Genomic DNA, 14,553 nt, shown 5'->3' with positions numbered 1-14,553 from the left:
TGCTAGCCTGACCAATAAAGCGCAACCTTCCGACTGGAAAAATAGAAAGCCCGCAACTCCCCGGAGGGACGTTGCGGGCTTTTCTTCGGCATGGTCAAACACTGCAGGTAGCAACCGGCTCGCTGCTTGGCCCAGGGATAGCGGGCCAGTCAGCACAGACAGCTCAGACAGACCGGGCAAGAGCCGAGACCACGGAACCGCGTCGTGTGCGGCTCAGGATGAGCCCCCGACGCGCAGCCTCGCGAAATCCGGCGTTAATTGTATTCAGATGGAACCCAAGCACATCGGCGACGGTTCGCTGCGCAGGCAGTGTGTCGCCGGGCCGTAGTAGACCCGCCTGAATGGCCTGCTCGATCTGGTCGGCAATCGCGAGAGGGACTTTTCCGCGGATGCGCGCGAAGTCAGGCAACCACGTCGTAGTGGGTGTAGCACGCGGGGTCGGTGGAGAAACGCTGGAGGTCGATTGTGTCGTACGCATGGCGCAGCATCCTACTGCAAGAGCGGCGATGCAGGTGATCCCCGGTCGGGAGAGCACTGCCCCGCCAGGAGATAAAAGAAAGAGAAGAACGCCGGACTCAGGGCGCGTTGTACGGCACGCCCTTCGCCGTCACGTCGCGCCAGTTAGCGCCGAACGCGGCGACGACTGCCGGTGCGTCGTGAATGACCACGACGTTCTCCGAATTGAAACGCGCCGCCTGCTGGCTGTAATTAAAGGAACCGGTCTCGATCATTGCATCATCAACGAGCACGTACTTGCTGTGCTGAAAATCGAACACGCTGATCGTGCGCACCGGAATTCCGGCGTACACAAGTGCGCCAAGCGCCGCGCGCGCGGCCGCTCCGGTCCTCCTCGATGTTGTTCCGGTAATCGACCGTTACGGCGACATCGACCCCGCGCCGATGCGCGGCGATGAGCGAGGCCACAACGGTGCGCGACGTAAACAAGTACGCCATCACGCGAATGCTCTTTCGCGCCTCACCGATCGTATGCAGCGGCAGCTGCTCCGCACCGCCATCGGGAGAAAACGCGGATTCGACGGTCGCAGCATGCGCCGGTACGACCATGAGAACGGCGGCCGAAACGAGTGCTGCTGCCGCGGCTGCGATGACAATTTGTTTGTTCATAACGGGGTTCCTATACGGCCAAAGCCCCTCTCCTGTCGGAGCGGGGCCGTTGGCGAAGAGATAAAAAGTGCGTTCAGCAGGACTTGGGATGCTTCGCCGGAAACACCAGCACGCGCCCGTCCTCACAGATGCGGAAGTCGCCCTGTTCGCCCCGGGGGGCGTGCACGACGATCGTTGGACGGGTAGCCTGCGGCCGTACCGTTGCCGGTGTGCATGCGCCGAGGGACGAGGTGCCCGCTGCCGCGATGAGCAGCATTAAAAAGTTCATCATGGAAGGTTCGAGAGAGAAAAATGAGGAGCCCCCTGCGGGGAAGCTCCCCGCAAGGGTTAAAAGAAAGTCACGCCGCCAGTGCTTCGACGTCGATAACGGCATCGGCCTCGAGAACGAGGTCCGGGGTCTGCGAGATAAAGAATTCGCGCGCATAGCCTCCCTGACGGAGAACCTCGCGCTTCATCTTCATGAACTGCACTTTCCGCTCAGGATCGAGCGGGCCGTCCGATTCGTCGCTGAACAACGTCTCGTAGGGCTCACCTGCATTGCGTGCGAGATACAGCGCGATGCCGCGTGTCAGGCATTCATTGATCCAGACCTTCTGCCCGCCCGACATCACCGACACTGCCTTGGTGCTGTCGTTGTCGGCGTCATGGACAAGGATCTCGAAGCCTTCACGCATGTCACCGTTCGCAAGCTCGCGCTGCGTCCGGATTTCCACCGTGAAGCGCGGTCCGTAGCAAGCCAGCAGCAGGTCATTGACCGTCTGCGTGAGTGCGGGGCCCGCATCGTCGATCGTCAGCGCGATGAGCCCATCGTTGCCAAGCCCCCGCGTGACCAGCTTCCACTGCGCGATCTCGTCCGAGAGACGTTCGGCCTGGGCCCGTGTCGCATCGAAGGTCGCCAGTTCCGTCCTCATCGCGTCGCGCTGTGTTTCGCGCGTCGCGTGCTGACGGATCAGGGCTTCAACGCGTGCATCGAGCGCGGCGGTGGCCTCCCGGTTCGCGAGCAGTTGCCTGTCGAGATCCGCGATCGCCGCCGTGACATCCTGCGCGGCGAGACGCGCGACTTCGCTCTCGATGTCGCGGAGCTGACCCTGCAGGCGCGTCGTCTCCGCCTCCCGGCGTTGAGCGACCTGTGCCGACTGCGCACCGATTTCGGCAAGCTCCGCCTTCACCTGTGCCAGCGCCGTTGCCGCGGCATCGAGAAGCGGCTTGCGGGCCCCAAGCTCGGCGGCTGCCTGCAACGTCCGGCGAGCGGCAGCCAGCGCATCGGTTGCCGAACGAAGCTCGTCACGTTTGTGCGTGAGTTGCGCAACGACGGGGGCAAGCCCCTCGGCAAACGCCTTCTTCGCACGGTACTGCTCGCGAAGATCGTTCACGGCGATACGCTGCTCGCCAGCCTGCTGCGACGCAGAGCGGGCCTGGGCAAGCAGGGGGCAGGTCGAATGCATGGCGTGACCCGCGCATGGCACCTGGCCCACAACCGCGGCCTGCTGCTCAAGCGTCTGAAGCAACTCGGCCTTGGTCCGGCCTCGCGACTGGAGGCTGGTCAGGGCCGCGTTTGCTTCGGTCAGGGCCATGTGCTTCGGCTCAAGCGCCGCGACTTCGGTCTGAAGCGCCTGAATGCGCGCCTCTTCCCTGCCGATCGCGAGCCTCGCCTGATCACACTGCGCCTGCGCGCCTTCGATCTGCGCACGCTGGGCGAGCGTTGCCTCGTGCGAAACGCAGGTTCTCAACAGAGCCGACTTCCGCTCGTTAAGACGACGGGTCAGCTCTCCCGCATCGCCAACTACAGCATCGAGTGACGCCTGCACCTCAGCGCGCCTTTTCGCCAGTTCACGCAGGCGGGCCTCCGCCGTTGCGGACTCGGCCTGCTTCGCTGCGAGCGTCGCGCGCTGCTGCCCAAGCGTCTGCGCGGTGGCCAGAAGGCCCTCGCGCTTGCGTCGTGCTGCAGCGATCGCCTCCGCGTCGGACACGATGGCCTGCTCAGTCATCGCAAGGACATCGCGTTTCTGGGCAAGCGCGGCGAGCTCTCGCTGGATGCCGTCCAGTTTCCCGGACAACACCTTCGCGACTTCCCCAGCCTTCGCCGACAGCGCACGCAGATGGTCGATATGCAGCAGTTCGGCCAGCAACGACTTGATCTCGCCCGTGTTGTATGAGGCAAGCGGCCGCCGGTTCTGCGCCGAGAAAACGCTCGTAAAGAACGATTCGAGCGAGCCGCATACCGACTCGACACAGCGGTCATACGTCTCCGCCTTGCCGTCCGATTTCGTGCCGTCAGGCGCAGAAAACGGCTGCCAGAGGCCTGCCCTGTCGCGCCATGCAAGGAAGTATTCCGCCTTGCCTGTCTTACCCGGCTTGCGAAACGCGAAGGTTGAGCGGTAACGCACGTTGGCGTGCTCCCACTCCAGGACCTTCTGCGCCTGGGCGCCACACAGGTGGTCCCAGTACGAGAAGGCATCAACGGAGAGCTTCGCGGCGCGCGAGGGCATGATGCGGTACGGATGCAGGTTGTCCATCAGCGTGGACTTGCCTGCGCCGTTCGGCCCGGTGAGCGCGATGAGCCCACTGGGCAGCGATTCGAGATCGAGCGTGACGCTTTCGCGTTTCATCCCGTCGCGAACGCCCATGAAGCCCTCAAGGGTGAGAATTAGCGGTCGCATGGCAGTCCCTCCATCAGCGGTACCTCGTGCAGATAGTCGGACGGCAGCCAGGGCACGTCATCGTCATCCGGCAGCGAGGCGGCGATCACCGGATCAGGGACCGCTGCCTTCACCGGGACAGGGGCCGGAGGCTCAATCGTGCCGTCGATGGCGCGTTCGAGTGCCGTGCACGCGGCACGAAACCGCGTGCCTGCCATCGTCAGCAACTGCTCCCAGTTTTCACACGCCGTGAGCGCTTTCAGTTCACGGGGTGACCACTGGCTCGCATAGCCATTACTGTGCGACCAGAGCAGGTTCGTCATTTCGACGTCAGGCGCCACGACGAACTCAATCTCCGTAGCGTCGACGTCCTGAACCATCACGACGAAGCCGTGGCGGACTGCAATGACCGCGCCGCGTGCGGGACCGTAGGGTTGATGGAACAGACCGGCCGTGAATCCAGCATGCTTCACGAGAAGCTGCTGGATCTCGCGCGCGGGCGTCGTGGTAGTGAAATGACGGACCCATTCGGGACCGGCGGGATAAAGACCAAACATGGGCACACTCCAGGGTAATGGACGGAGCGCGCCCCTGCTGGGGATCGCTCCCCGTCAGGGTCAACAAGAAAATGGATGCAGCGGGTGCTGCGCTCGATGCGCCATGGGCGCGGGTGAACCTTGTTCCGGGAGTGCGCTCCTTGCGAACGCGCTCCCGGGACACGGCAGTGTCCACGCGCGGGCGAGCCGTACTGGCCCCGCCCGCGTTTGTGGCGGCATCAATCAAGCCGCGAAAATCACGCAGCAAAGAGATCGCCGTCAAGCCAGGCCGAGCCGTCCCCGTGCGCATGAGTTGCCTGCACAACGGGTGTGGCGTCGGCCGCCTCGACAGCCTGCGCCTGATTCACGACAAGCGAGAGCGGCGCAACGGACGGCGTCTGATCGAGGCGAGCGAGTACCGCTTCGGCGATCGCACCGGCGTCGCCCGTGTCGAGCAACTGCAGGCGCTCGAGCACAGGTGACTGATTCACGTTCGCCAGCTCGCACCAGCGATCGAGCTTCGCGTCGACGGACGTCTCCAGGCTGACGCCCTGTGCGCGACTGCGCACGACCGGGAGAATCCGTGGCTCGACCTTCAGTCCCGGCGAGTTTGCGAACATCGCCTCGATGGCGGCACGGTCGACCGACTGCCGGTGCTCCTCATCGATCTGCCAGCGAACGCGCACGAACGCATCGGACGTCCCGGCGGCCAGCTGCGCGAGCTTCTCCATGTCGGGCGGACCGTCGAAGTCGATGCAGACCATGCGACGCGATGGCGTGGGCACCAGATCAGCCGAGGCCGCAACGGTATCCACTTCCCATAGCAGGTAACCCTTCTCGCCCTGCTCGCCGTAGTGAAAGCGGCCGATGGAACCCGGATAGGCGATGCGGCGGCCACCCTGCTCCCACGACTGCGATTTATGGATATGCCCGAGCATGAAGGCCGAGCACTGCGCATCGAACAGCGCCGAGAGCGAGAACTCATGATCGAATCCCGCCATCGTGACGCCATGCTCCGTTTCGCAGCCGACGACGGTGCCGTGTGAAATGCCCACCGTCGCAATGCCTGCCTCGCGCAATCGCGCGTTGATGCGCCCCGACGCTGCCAGATACGTCGCGAGTACATCGCCCAGGTCCGTCGCCGCGGCGAGTGCGCCAACACTCGCTGCGAACTGCCCCTTGTTGACGGTCGGCAGACAGGTAAACACGGCTTCAGGTTGCATCGCGATCAGCGCGGCCAGTTCGTCCTCGTTGAAGAGCGGCCCGGTCGACCCATGAAAGCGTCCACCGACCAGTGCGACCTGCTGGATGCGACTGGCGACGAAAACCTCATGCGTCGATCCCATGAGCCCGAAGATATCGAGCGTGCCGGGCGGCTCATGCGAGAACGTGCCCTGCAGCATGATCACCGGCATGGCGGCCGCCAGACGATGGATCTGCCGCGCGAGCGCCGAAAGCGCAGGCGAGTGGGCATCGAGCCGGTGATCGGTCGAGTCACCTGAAACCACGGCGACGCGTGCGCCGCGCGTGATCGCGTCGTGCACGGCGAAGCCGAAACAGCGGTCGGCCTCGTCCAAGCGTTCGGGCGAGTAATGCAGGTCAGAAAACTGTGCGATCTTCAAGATGCACCTCCGTAAACGAAAAATGGCCACCCGCGGGCAGCCTCAATGAACGATGCCGCGTGAAGCGGCGCTAGAAATGGGAGCGAGGATCGAGGACGCCGCGAACGTGCGTGAGCGTCTTGCCGAGCAGGTTCAGTCCGCGCCACTTCAGCGGATTGCCTATTTCAGGGTCGTCCGCTTTCAGTCCGACGCCCCAGATGCAGTCCCAGGGACTTGCCTCCACGAGTTCAGTCGGGTCTGTTGAGAGCAGCACGGCCTTCAGGCGAGCGTTCTGCGAGAACTTCTCGCGGCAGCCGACGAAGACGATCGACTCGCGCTTCGATTCCCAAATCGCGGATTCAAAGCCGGCGACCTTACGGCCAATCGCCTTCTGCTTGCGAGGGTCGTGCGTTGCGAGGATCGCGGCGGCCGACTGCTCGTCGCCGAAAAGCTTTGCCTTCGAGAACATCATGAACTGCTCGACTGACGAGAACGCATGGCCGCGATAGACAAACCGGCAGCGATGCCAGTTGCTGAGCGCGTCGTCCGCGCCAAAAAACATGGTGTAGTTGCCGATCCTTTGCACCGGACGACTCCTATAGCGAGGAATGGATGCCCGCACGAGGGGGCGTTTTTCGATGCGCTATTGCGCGGTCGAAAGCGTTTGAGCAAGCCTGCTTGCTGAAACACTCTCGCGTCGCGGTCTGGAAAAGAAGGGACGCCGACCCCGTAAGGGGCCGGCGAGAATCAATCGAAAGCACACTCCACAACAGCTTCGATTTCCCGGTGCAGTGCGTCAGGATCATCGAGCGCAGCAGCCAGACGGACGTTCATGCTGTCAACGTCGTCTAACCGTTGCGACCACCCCCGACCGAACCTGGTCTGCGCGAAGATGCGGAAATCGGTTTGCCGGTTCTCCGCGTTCAGCCCGAGGCGCGCCAGCAGATCGGCCATGCGATCGCGCTTGTCCGCAAGCGTTTCCGGCTCGGTCTCGCCGCCCGTTACGTCAGTGGCTTGCTCCGCCCCGGTCGCCCGGAGGGGATACACCGTCGCTGTGGAGGTCTCGCCCGCTCCTTCGAGCAGCTGAGCGGCCTGCGTTGCGGCGGCAAGCGCCGGGGCATGATCTTCGGCGCCGTCGAGCAAAGCACTGATGTCGATATCGGCATCGAGCACCGTGAGCATCTGCGCCTGGCGAACTGCCTCGCCCTGCTCGTTGATGCGCGTGATCTCGAACTCGCGTTTCGAGATCCAGAACCGCGTGCCGGTGAGCCGCCCGCGCGCGAGCGCGACGGTCTGCATCGCCGAGTACGCCTTCTGCAGCACATAGATCGAGTTGGTCGGAAGCTCGATGAGTCCGAGTCCCTTGATCTCTGGCACCGCGAAGATGAAACGCGCCGAGAGGTTACATTGCCGTGCCTGATACTGCGGACACTGCTGGGGGTTGCACACGCCATCGGGAATCGCATCGTCCTGCCGGAGCACCGCAGTGCGGGGCCCGAAGTTACGCGGCGAGCGCTGCGCACGTGGGTCACGCTCGGGCTTGGCGTACAGCTTGCAAAAACGCGTGCCGTCTGCCCCGTACTCGGAGAAGAACTTGCGCCCGTTGGTGCCCCAGGTGGCCATCTCGTTCGGGATGTTCGCCATCCAGTCGTTGAAGGCGAACGTGACGGGGAAGCGATACAGCTTCACGCCATCGCCCCGATCGTCGCCATAGAGACGCAGGATCTCGTCGGCAACGTCCGGATTGGTGAAGTCCGAACGGCGGCACGTGAAGTAAGGGACGTTGCGTGGTGCAAGCGCATTTTTCAACCGGCAGCGTCGCTCGATCTCCTCGCCCACCTTCTCGAACGATTCACCGGCGGCAACCAGTTGCTCGTACAACTTGACGGCCTGCTCGTTTTGCCTCGCGGCAGACGTCAGGACCTTGATGCCGGGACGGATCCGGCCGATGACAGGAGCGCGCGGTAGACGCTCCTCGACGATGCTGCGAACAGGCGCAGCGCCGAGCGCAACGACAGCGTTCATGACGGTTTCCTCGCAAGAAAGAAGATCGCCGAAGTGCGCATCTCGCCGGCTGACAGCGCCAGGTTCGATGCTGCCGTCTCTCCGCGACGGCTGGCGATATGGAAAAGGACAACGCGGCGCTCGCTGTCGGCGAGCATCGCGATCTTTGCGACCTCACAGCGCTCGCGCCAGGCGGGCGATGCGGTGTCGGCATGTTTGCGCTCGCCCTCGATCGTGCTGCTGATCGTTTCGGCGATGCGCTGGTCAATAGCGTTGGGAAGAAGCATTGGAAGCGCCTCCGGGACAGGGAATGTGAAAAAACGCAGGACGAAAAAAAACGCGCTCCCCGGTCATGAGGAACGCGTTGGTGGATTCTGGTGAAGATGACCTGCGCGCCACGTCCCTTTCGGGGACGTGGCGCACAGGGAGCCGTGAGGCTCTCAGCGGGGAACGTCAGGTCGTTCCCGGCGCGACATGATCACGTCGCGCAGACAGCCCATTTCCGAAAACCGTGTTTTCGCCGCAGGATCACGGGTCAGTCCACTTCGATCGCTCTACCCGGAAGGGTCTTGAGAGAGACACCCGAAATCTCCGGGTTCGAACGATGCCGCGGCGCAAACACATGCGGCCGGCGACGAGTATTACGACTGACGGAAGGGGGAGCAGGTGGCGAGCTGCCCAGCACAAGAAGATTCCACACCGGTAGCCAACCGGTCGGAGCATGCCCAGGGGCACGACTTGAGGCAGAGGACGGACTCCGGGCTACGGAGTCGAGGTCGATGCGTCAGAAGACGCAGGAAGTAGAGTCAGTATCGCCAAAATTCCGCGTATGTTGCGGCGAAATGGTGGCCGATTTGGGGTAGCTTTTGCCCGCAAACGTCTGAGGAAACGGTAAGAGAATGTCAGGCGAGAGAGACCAAACCCGAAAAACCTCTATGGCCGCCGTTCCAGAAACCGCGCCGCAGCCGGATGCACGATCCGGCAACGTGGCGCAAGGCGGGGTGCCCGACGCACCCGCCGCGCTCACACTCGTTGCGTCAGCCACGGGCCTCAAGCCCATCGAGCGGCTGACGAGCGACACACGCTACGCGAAGATCATTCCCGACGCGGCGCAGACAACGCTTCTGCGCTACAGCTCGCTGTTCGTGCGCACGTTCATCCGCTCGGACTACAACTTCTGCGCCACGAAGATTTCGGTCGCGCGCGATGGCAAGCTGCGCGCGCTCGACCAGGCCATGCGCGAGACGGGCGAATGGTTCAGGAAGGCCAACGACTGGATCGAGCAGCTGGGCGCACGCACCCTGCCGCGCCCCTTCGAGACGATCGAACTGGAGGTCAAGCGCCCGCTCGCCGGGCAGCTTGTGCGATGCCTCACGCAGTACGAGCGCCTCTTTGAGCGCGCGTTCTCCGCGCGCGCGGGCCAGGTGCTGAGCGACGAACGATGCACTGCCATGCTCGCGAATGCCGAAAAGAAGCTGAACCGTATCGTCCAGCTTTGCATCCCCGATAACGAAGAGTACGAGCCTGACGGCTCGCGCCGCGAACACTGAGCGTCCCCCTCGTTGAATCTGCCCGGCTTGACTTTGTCGCCGGACGGCTACGCTCGACCGTACATCCTGAAGGAGAAAGCCCATGGAAATCGATCTTCGCGAGATTCAGGCGCTGCATGCGCGCTATGCCCGCGAGCCCGTCGTGATCGACCTTGAGAACCAGATACGCGCCATGCCCGCGCCGCTGCTGTTGTCGCACGCGCCCACGAGCCGACCTACCGGGCTGCGCCGTGCGTGGAATGCGCGCTGGCAGATCGGACGTGTCTCGCTCACGGTCATCGGCGGCACTGTCGTCTGCGCGGCACTCGGTATGGGCGCTGCCCGGCTGTGGCCGACGCCCCACAGCCGCGCGATCAACACGCCGCCGGTTCCCGCAGCAACGCCCGCCTCCCCACAGTCCGACGCTTCCCTTTCCGCGTCCACGCCGTCCGCTACGGCGCAGCCCCTGAACTCTCAGGCGCTCGAAACCAGTCCGCGGGGCACACCCGGCCTTGCCGCCGTCGATCCGTCAGCGCTGATCCAGGACCACGGTAGCCCGCGCGCACCCGGCACCGCGGCTCCCCAGCCCGCTGCGACGACCGACGAGCAGAAGGCGATCGTGTCGCCGATCCCGCAACGCGCAATTACGGGCGCGTCCGCGGCGGCCGTCGCGAGCGTGGCACCCGTCGCCCCCGTTGCCGCCGTCGCAGCCAGCACGCCCCAGGCGGCTTCGGTCGAGCCGACAGCGCACGCGAGTGCCACGTCGCAAGCGCCGGCGTCCCAGCCCGAGGCGCACAGGCCCGTCCGTCATCTGGTGCACCTCCATCCGGTGACACCCAGGGACGTGCCGCCCGTAGCCGATGCGCAAAAGTCCGCCGCCGCGCCCGCGCCGCGCAACGGCGACGTTCAACTCTTCTGAAGCAGGCGACCACCATGAAGCCACAAGCCACCCTTAACGTCACGCTGCTCGCCGCCGGCTCCGCCATCGAGGGCAACCTCATTCTCGATCATGGCCTGAGCCTGTTCGGCATCGTGGACGGCAACGTGATAACCAACGACGGGTTGCTGCATATCGGCGCCGGCGGCCTGGTGAAAGGCCAGATCGAAGGGGAGCACGTGCGCGTCGACGGCACAGTCGAAGGCGATGTCCATGCACGCGGCTCACTGGAAATCAACGGACGCGTCAGGGGCAACATCTTTTATTGCGGCACGATCCGGCTGGGCGAGCGCGCGTCGATCGACGGCCAGCTCAAGCGCGTTGCGCGCGAACTCACGATCGAGAGCGAACCGGCGACGATCGCCGAGACGCCGAACGTCCAGTCATTGCAGCGACCCGTGACCGCGGTCGCATAACGGATTCACCAACCAACGGAGTCATCATGAAGAAGTGCCTCACCGCCCTCGCTATTACCGTCGCACTCAGCACGGCTGCGCATGCCGGGCCGACCGCACCCAGCTACACGCTCGATGTGACGTGGACCCACGACGGCGCGCCGGTCGCGAGCGCGACATCGATCATCCGCGATCCTTTCGGCCAGACCCAGCCGTTCCGTATCTCAAGCGGCGACAGCCTCGGCTACGGCGAGTGCAGCAAGCTGCCTGACGGCGTGAAACTCGTGTCGCGCCAAAAGTGGGTTGGCCGGCTGGTTCAGGTCGACACGAAGAAGGTCGATGGGGAAACCTTCGATCTGGCCGTGACAGCGATCGACACCGCCGCGACCGGGAAGACAAAAACCGACGGACCGGCGGACTGCGTAAGCGAGCAGATCAACACGACCGGTCTGGAGGTCCACGATGTCCCGGTGCACATGCGCGCTGGCAGCACGGCAGAAGTGCCGCTGGGCGATCCGCACTACAAGCTGGTGCTCAAACTGGTTGCGGGGTGAAGACCCGGTGGCTGGGAATCAGCGGCCGTTCGCTCAGGTCGTCGGAGCCGCCCTGGTGGCATGAAACGTAACCGTTAAATGGACTATGAACAAATTCTATGATCCCAAGATGGCCGCCCTGATCGGGCACGAGGCCGCGCTCGAGGTGGCGCTCAAAGGCGCCGAGCTGGGCGCTGCGATCGAGTCGTTCAACGCGATCCGACGCGCCAAAGGCTTGCCATCGCTGCAAGAGGAAGACGCGGCATATCTGCAATCGATTCGCGACGACGTTGCGAGAGGCGAGGCCCACTTTCACGATCCGCTGTCGGTTGCGGAGGCTATGGGTTGGCCGATCACCGACGAGCTTCGCGAAGCATCGGAGCGCCTTTATGGGAATCCTCTTTCATGAAGTCGTAATACGGCCAGGGGACGATCCAGCGTCTCTTTCCTTCACGCGTCCCATCTGTCTCCGCCTTCGGGCGGATTTTTTTTGGCCAGACCAAACGTGTGCAGCGCGAGGCAACCGGGCCGGGATGGTCTATGGCCTCGAAAGGCCGGGACCGGCCATCACCCGCCGTTCGTCCGCGCGCTTGGACGGACACTCCGACGGCAGGATCGCACGCGAGAGCGGTCATTGATACGCACACGCGTACACGCCGGCAGTAAGACCGCGTTCGGCGCCGATTGCGATTCGTACGTACGTTGCCCTCGAAAGGGCGCAGAGTCGTGGCGGTACCGTTGGTACTCGATGTGTTCAGCCGCAAGGTCGTCGGTCACGAATCTCAGGAAGCCGGCCGCTTGTGAGCAACGACAACCCATACGCCGAGGCACTGTTCCGCACGTGCGAGACAGGCCCGACTATCCGCGCAAAGCGTTTGCGAGCCTTGACGAGGCGCGCGCCTGGACGCAGCAGTTCCTGCGTTGGTACAACCACGAGCACAAGCACAGCGGCTTGAAATTCGTCACGCCGGCGCAACATCATAACGGCGTCGCCAATGCATTGCTGGCACAATTTGATATCGTCTATGCGCATGCCACGGCGAGCAACCTGCGCCGCTTGCCCTGCTCGACCCGCAATTGGGAATTGAAGGATGAAGTCTGGCTCAATCCCGAGCGCGCACCGCGAGCCTTTAAGGCGGTGCGCGTGAAGCGACGCGCAAACTACGTTGACAAACATCGGGGAGCCCCGTCAATTCGTCCGTGGGGATGGAGTCAACGGAGCCCCACAATCAGCCAGTAAAGCGTCGCGATTAGTCTGGCATCTCCACCAACGTCCCAATCAAGCGCAGAAGTTCGGTGTGCTCCGGCCCCGTGCCATCTCCAACAAGGAAGTCGCCAATTGGGATGTCGGATGGCTGGCCACCTGACGGGAGATTGGGCTCGTGCCGGACGAAAAACCGGCCAGAGTCGCATTCGTGGACGAGCGACCAACGGTCTCCGTTCACGCTCCTGTAAAGCTCTCGCGCCTTTTCAGTCATGATTCGAAACTATGAGTCGCGGCGGAAACGCGGGAGCACGAGGTTTGTGCTCGTGCTCCCGACCATCAATCAGAGCTTCGGGGGCGATGGGACGGCACCCGAATCGCCCAGTTGCTGACTAATCTGCTGGCGAACGCGGTGCGTTACGGCTCGGGGCGCATTGTCGTTGAAGCGGCGGCCGGTCACGGTGAGTTCATACCGATTGCGGTATCCAACGAAGGAAATCCCATTCCGGAGAATGCATTGCCGACGCTGTTCGACCCGCTGAGCCGGGCGAGCTTGCCAAACCGCAGCGGACTTGCAGCTAGCATGGGTCTCGGCCTGTACATCTGCAGATGCATCGCCATTGCACACCAGGGCAGCATCAGTGTGGAGTCGAACGAGCACGGCACCCGCTTCACGGTGCGTATTCCGTAATTCGCCTTCGGAGCCTGGCTGAGGGCCACGGACACTAGCCTCGCATGACAGGGTCGACTTGGACGCGACGGCACTCAAGCGACGGATTCGACGGGGATGGCCACCGCTATCCTGTGACGTCGCGCACAGCCGGCCGTTACGGACGAATTTGACGCCGCCGCTAACACCTAGGCGGCTTGGCGAGTAGCCGCATCGCTGCTGCAGCGCGCGTCTTCGATGACCTGCATGAGTGCCTCGCAGGAGAACGGCTTCTGCAGATAGACATCGAAGAGCCGGGCAATGTCTGCCTGGCTGACAGCGTCTCCAGTCATTGAAACGAGGAAAGCCGCTGAGCGAATCGGCGTTTCCCTCAGTGACCGTGCCACAGCACTGCCTTGTATGTCGGGCAGGTTCTCGTCAAGGAAAGTGATTTCAAAAGCGCCGGCATGAAGGAGCCTGAGCGCAGTTTCGCCATCGTAGGCCACAGCAGCATGGTGGCCATAGCAATCCAGCAGGAAAGCGAGACTATCCGCGACAGACTCATTGTCGTCAACGACGAGAACGTTCATACATGTTTCCTATTACGAGAAGTTCGCGGCGCTGCCAAAGAATCTTTCTTATGTAATCCGTTATTAAGTGATGGTGGCGTTGCCAAGTGATTAACATCTTGCAATGTTCAAAGGCGACTATATAGGACGTTGAAAGCAAATTGTATGCGTCAGCGCGTCGCCAGTGCTCGTTTAATTCGCGCAGTCCAGACGGTCGGCCAACCGTGCCGAGTAGAGCGAGAGGCTTCGGAATCGGCTGACCTGCCAGCGGAGAGACCGCGCGAACGACCGTTCCAGCTTGCAACCGGCCATAGCCCTCGTATTGGCTCGAAAGGCGGCTGTGGGTCGACACGCGCCGAACAGTCCGGGAGATGGTGACCGGTGGGAACGGCTCGGGTTCTGTCGACCAGATTGGGCCGCGTTGTTTAAGGCACATCGACGACGGCGCGGGAAGAAATGATTGCGGACCTCCGGCGCTGAAGATGGCTCGCAATTGCCCGCACGGAAACAGTGAGTTTCCTGCGGCCCGGTTCACGCGATGCGAGCACGTGCGTAAACTTCGTCTTGTGCCGTTCGCAACGAACGGCTGCGTCTCTCTCCCCGCCTCCCCCGCTCCCCAGCGGGGATTTTTTTGCGGCCATCATGGTGACTCGGGGCATGCAGTGGACGAAGCCGTCAGGCTTCCGGCACCTGTGACTCATGGATGAACCGCGTCGGCGGATTCTTCCGCACCGACGAGATGGTCAGCGTCTCACGGGCGCGCGTCATGGCCACGTAAAAGAGGCGCCGCTCTTCGGATTCGGGGCTTTTCTGGTCCGGCACGTAACTGTTC

General features: G+C 63.2%; 19 protein-coding genes and 1 pseudogene. 8 read left to right on the top strand and 12 right to left on the bottom strand.

Annotation, left to right across the window (positions count from 1 at the left end):
- Positions 1-163: 163 nt before the first annotated feature.
- The 10 genes from BMI01S_RS39860 to BMI01S_RS44480 form a co-directional block, all read right to left on the bottom strand.
- Entirely contained in the window at positions 164-478 is a 315-nt protein-coding gene (locus BMI01S_RS39860; RefSeq protein ID WP_081723592.1) for a GntR family transcriptional regulator, read from the bottom strand.
- Between the two features lie 97 nt (positions 479-575).
- Entirely contained in the window at positions 576-791 is a 216-nt protein-coding gene (locus BMI01S_RS43455) for a phospholipase D-like domain-containing protein (protein WP_255217843.1), read from the bottom strand.
- Positions 739-954 carry a phospholipase D-like domain-containing protein gene (locus BMI01S_RS43450; RefSeq protein ID WP_255217844.1) on the bottom strand — a complete coding sequence of 72 codons (216 nt, stop codon included), beginning with the start codon at positions 952-954 and terminating at the stop codon, positions 739-741. The genes BMI01S_RS43455 and BMI01S_RS43450 overlap by 53 nt, the downstream gene beginning before the upstream one ends.
- 244 nt (positions 955-1,198) lie before the next feature.
- Complete coding sequence (locus BMI01S_RS33915) at positions 1,199-1,396, bottom strand: hypothetical protein (protein WP_028232685.1); 198 nt, start codon at positions 1,394-1,396, stop codon at positions 1,199-1,201.
- 67 nt (positions 1,397-1,463) lie between these two features.
- A complete protein-coding gene (locus BMI01S_RS33910; RefSeq protein ID WP_028232686.1) occupies positions 1,464-3,785 on the bottom strand; it encodes an SMC family protein in 2,322 nt (773 codons plus the stop codon).
- Complete coding sequence (locus tag BMI01S_RS33905; protein ID WP_028215111.1) at positions 3,773-4,321, bottom strand: hypothetical protein; 549 nt, start codon at positions 4,319-4,321, stop codon at positions 3,773-3,775. Before BMI01S_RS33905 ends, BMI01S_RS33910 begins: the two co-directional genes overlap by 13 nt.
- Before the next feature lie 236 nt (positions 4,322-4,557).
- On the bottom strand, positions 4,558-5,922 hold the full coding sequence (locus BMI01S_RS33900) for a metallophosphoesterase family protein (protein ID WP_028232687.1): 1,365 nt from the start codon (positions 5,920-5,922) through the stop codon (positions 4,558-4,560).
- Positions 5,923-5,992: 70 nt separating this feature from the next.
- Positions 5,993-6,487, bottom strand: a complete 495-nt coding sequence (locus BMI01S_RS33895; RefSeq protein WP_028232688.1) for an NADAR family protein — start codon at positions 6,485-6,487, stop codon at positions 5,993-5,995.
- A gap of 161 nt (positions 6,488-6,648) precedes the next feature.
- Positions 6,649-7,926: a recombination directionality factor gene (locus BMI01S_RS33890; protein ID WP_028232689.1), complete on the bottom strand. Its 1,278-nt coding sequence runs from the start codon at positions 7,924-7,926 to the stop codon at positions 6,649-6,651.
- Positions 7,923-8,063, bottom strand: a complete 141-nt coding sequence (locus BMI01S_RS44480; protein ID WP_425195054.1) for a hypothetical protein — start codon at positions 8,061-8,063, stop codon at positions 7,923-7,925. The genes BMI01S_RS33890 and BMI01S_RS44480 overlap by 4 nt, the downstream gene beginning before the upstream one ends.
- On the opposite strand from BMI01S_RS44480, the gene BMI01S_RS42185 reads away from it, so the two are divergent.
- From BMI01S_RS42185 to BMI01S_RS33845, 8 genes and pseudogenes are all read left to right on the top strand, one after another.
- Positions 8,025-8,261, top strand: a complete 237-nt coding sequence (locus BMI01S_RS42185; RefSeq protein WP_154671452.1) for a hypothetical protein — start codon at positions 8,025-8,027, stop codon at positions 8,259-8,261. The two genes, BMI01S_RS44480 and BMI01S_RS42185, sit on opposite strands and share 39 nt — an antisense overlap.
- 579 nt (positions 8,262-8,840) lie before the next feature.
- Positions 8,841-9,455 (top strand): AcaB family transcriptional regulator, encoded by a 615-nt coding sequence (locus tag BMI01S_RS33880; protein WP_028232691.1) that lies wholly within the window; start codon positions 8,841-8,843, stop codon positions 9,453-9,455.
- Positions 9,456-9,537: 82 nt separating this feature from the next.
- Positions 9,538-10,353, top strand: a complete 816-nt coding sequence (locus BMI01S_RS33875) for a hypothetical protein (RefSeq protein WP_028232692.1) — start codon at positions 9,538-9,540, stop codon at positions 10,351-10,353.
- 14 nt (positions 10,354-10,367) lie between these two features.
- Complete coding sequence (locus BMI01S_RS33870) at positions 10,368-10,787, top strand: bactofilin family protein (protein WP_028232693.1); 420 nt, start codon at positions 10,368-10,370, stop codon at positions 10,785-10,787.
- A gap of 26 nt (positions 10,788-10,813) precedes the next feature.
- Entirely contained in the window at positions 10,814-11,320 is a 507-nt protein-coding gene (locus tag BMI01S_RS33865) for a hypothetical protein (RefSeq protein ID WP_028232694.1), read from the top strand.
- Positions 11,321-11,429: 109 nt separating this feature from the next.
- The gene (locus tag BMI01S_RS33860) at positions 11,430-11,708 is read left to right on the top strand and encodes a hypothetical protein (RefSeq protein WP_154671453.1); all 279 of its coding nucleotides are present in this window, start codon (positions 11,430-11,432) and stop codon (positions 11,706-11,708) included.
- A 373-nt stretch (positions 11,709-12,081) separates the two neighbouring features.
- Positions 12,082-12,416: pseudogene (locus tag BMI01S_RS33855) on the top strand (integrase core domain-containing protein); the annotation flags it as partial.
- A 463-nt stretch (positions 12,417-12,879) separates the two neighbouring features.
- Positions 12,880-13,194, top strand: a complete 315-nt coding sequence (locus BMI01S_RS33845; RefSeq protein ID WP_081723594.1) for a sensor histidine kinase — start codon at positions 12,880-12,882, stop codon at positions 13,192-13,194.
- A gap of 167 nt (positions 13,195-13,361) precedes the next feature.
- Here BMI01S_RS33845 and BMI01S_RS33840 read toward each other — a convergent pair whose 3' ends face one another.
- Together BMI01S_RS33840 and BMI01S_RS41435 are read right to left on the bottom strand one after the other, a co-directional pair.
- On the bottom strand, positions 13,362-13,742 hold the full coding sequence (locus tag BMI01S_RS33840) for a response regulator (protein WP_028232699.1): 381 nt from the start codon (positions 13,740-13,742) through the stop codon (positions 13,362-13,364).
- 654 nt (positions 13,743-14,396) lie between these two features.
- On the bottom strand, positions 14,397-14,553 hold a 157-nt coding region (locus tag BMI01S_RS41435), incomplete at its 5' end, for a 3'-5' exonuclease (RefSeq protein ID WP_156123887.1).

Source organism: Paraburkholderia mimosarum LMG 23256 = NBRC 106338, from assembly GCF_000739815.1.
GTDB classification, from domain to species: domain Bacteria; phylum Pseudomonadota; class Gammaproteobacteria; order Burkholderiales; family Burkholderiaceae; genus Paraburkholderia; species Paraburkholderia mimosarum.
The sequence above is the reverse complement of the archived record's forward strand: the minus strand, read 5'-3'. Positions and strand labels throughout refer to the sequence as shown.

What these genes read in the sequence shown, in the direction of transcription:
- BMI01S_RS33880 (WP_028232691.1), top strand. Translation starts at nt 8,841, where the DNA reads ATGGCCGCCGTTCCAGAAACCGCGCCGCAGCCGGATGCACGATCCGGC.
- BMI01S_RS33860 (WP_154671453.1), top strand. Translation starts at nt 11,430, where the DNA reads ATGGCCGCCCTGATCGGGCACGAGGCCGCGCTCGAGGTGGCGCTCAAA.
- BMI01S_RS33865 (WP_028232694.1), top strand. Translation starts at nt 10,814, where the DNA reads ATGAAGAAGTGCCTCACCGCCCTCGCTATTACCGTCGCACTCAGCACG.
- BMI01S_RS42185 (WP_154671452.1), top strand. Translation starts at nt 8,025, where the DNA reads ATGGAAAAGGACAACGCGGCGCTCGCTGTCGGCGAGCATCGCGATCTT.
- BMI01S_RS33910 (WP_028232686.1), bottom strand. Translation starts at nt 3,785, where the DNA reads ATGCGACCGCTAATTCTCACCCTTGAGGGCTTCATGGGCGTTCGCGAC.
- BMI01S_RS33840 (WP_028232699.1), bottom strand. Translation starts at nt 13,742, where the DNA reads ATGAACGTTCTCGTCGTTGACGACAATGAGTCTGTCGCGGATAGTCTC.
- BMI01S_RS33915 (WP_028232685.1), bottom strand. Translation starts at nt 1,396, where the DNA reads ATGATGAACTTTTTAATGCTGCTCATCGCGGCAGCGGGCACCTCGTCC.
- BMI01S_RS43450 (WP_255217844.1), bottom strand. Translation starts at nt 954, where the DNA reads ATGGCGTACTTGTTTACGTCGCGCACCGTTGTGGCCTCGCTCATCGCC.
- BMI01S_RS33870 (WP_028232693.1), top strand. Translation starts at nt 10,368, where the DNA reads ATGAAGCCACAAGCCACCCTTAACGTCACGCTGCTCGCCGCCGGCTCC.
- BMI01S_RS39860 (WP_081723592.1), bottom strand. Translation starts at nt 478, where the DNA reads ATGCGTACGACACAATCGACCTCCAGCGTTTCTCCACCGACCCCGCGT.
- BMI01S_RS33890 (WP_028232689.1), bottom strand. Translation starts at nt 7,926, where the DNA reads ATGAACGCTGTCGTTGCGCTCGGCGCTGCGCCTGTTCGCAGCATCGTC.
- BMI01S_RS33875 (WP_028232692.1), top strand. Translation starts at nt 9,538, where the DNA reads ATGGAAATCGATCTTCGCGAGATTCAGGCGCTGCATGCGCGCTATGCC.
- BMI01S_RS33905 (WP_028215111.1), bottom strand. Translation starts at nt 4,321, where the DNA reads ATGTTTGGTCTTTATCCCGCCGGTCCCGAATGGGTCCGTCATTTCACT.
- BMI01S_RS44480 (WP_425195054.1), bottom strand. Translation starts at nt 8,063, where the DNA reads ATGCTCGCCGACAGCGAGCGCCGCGTTGTCCTTTTCCATATCGCCAGC.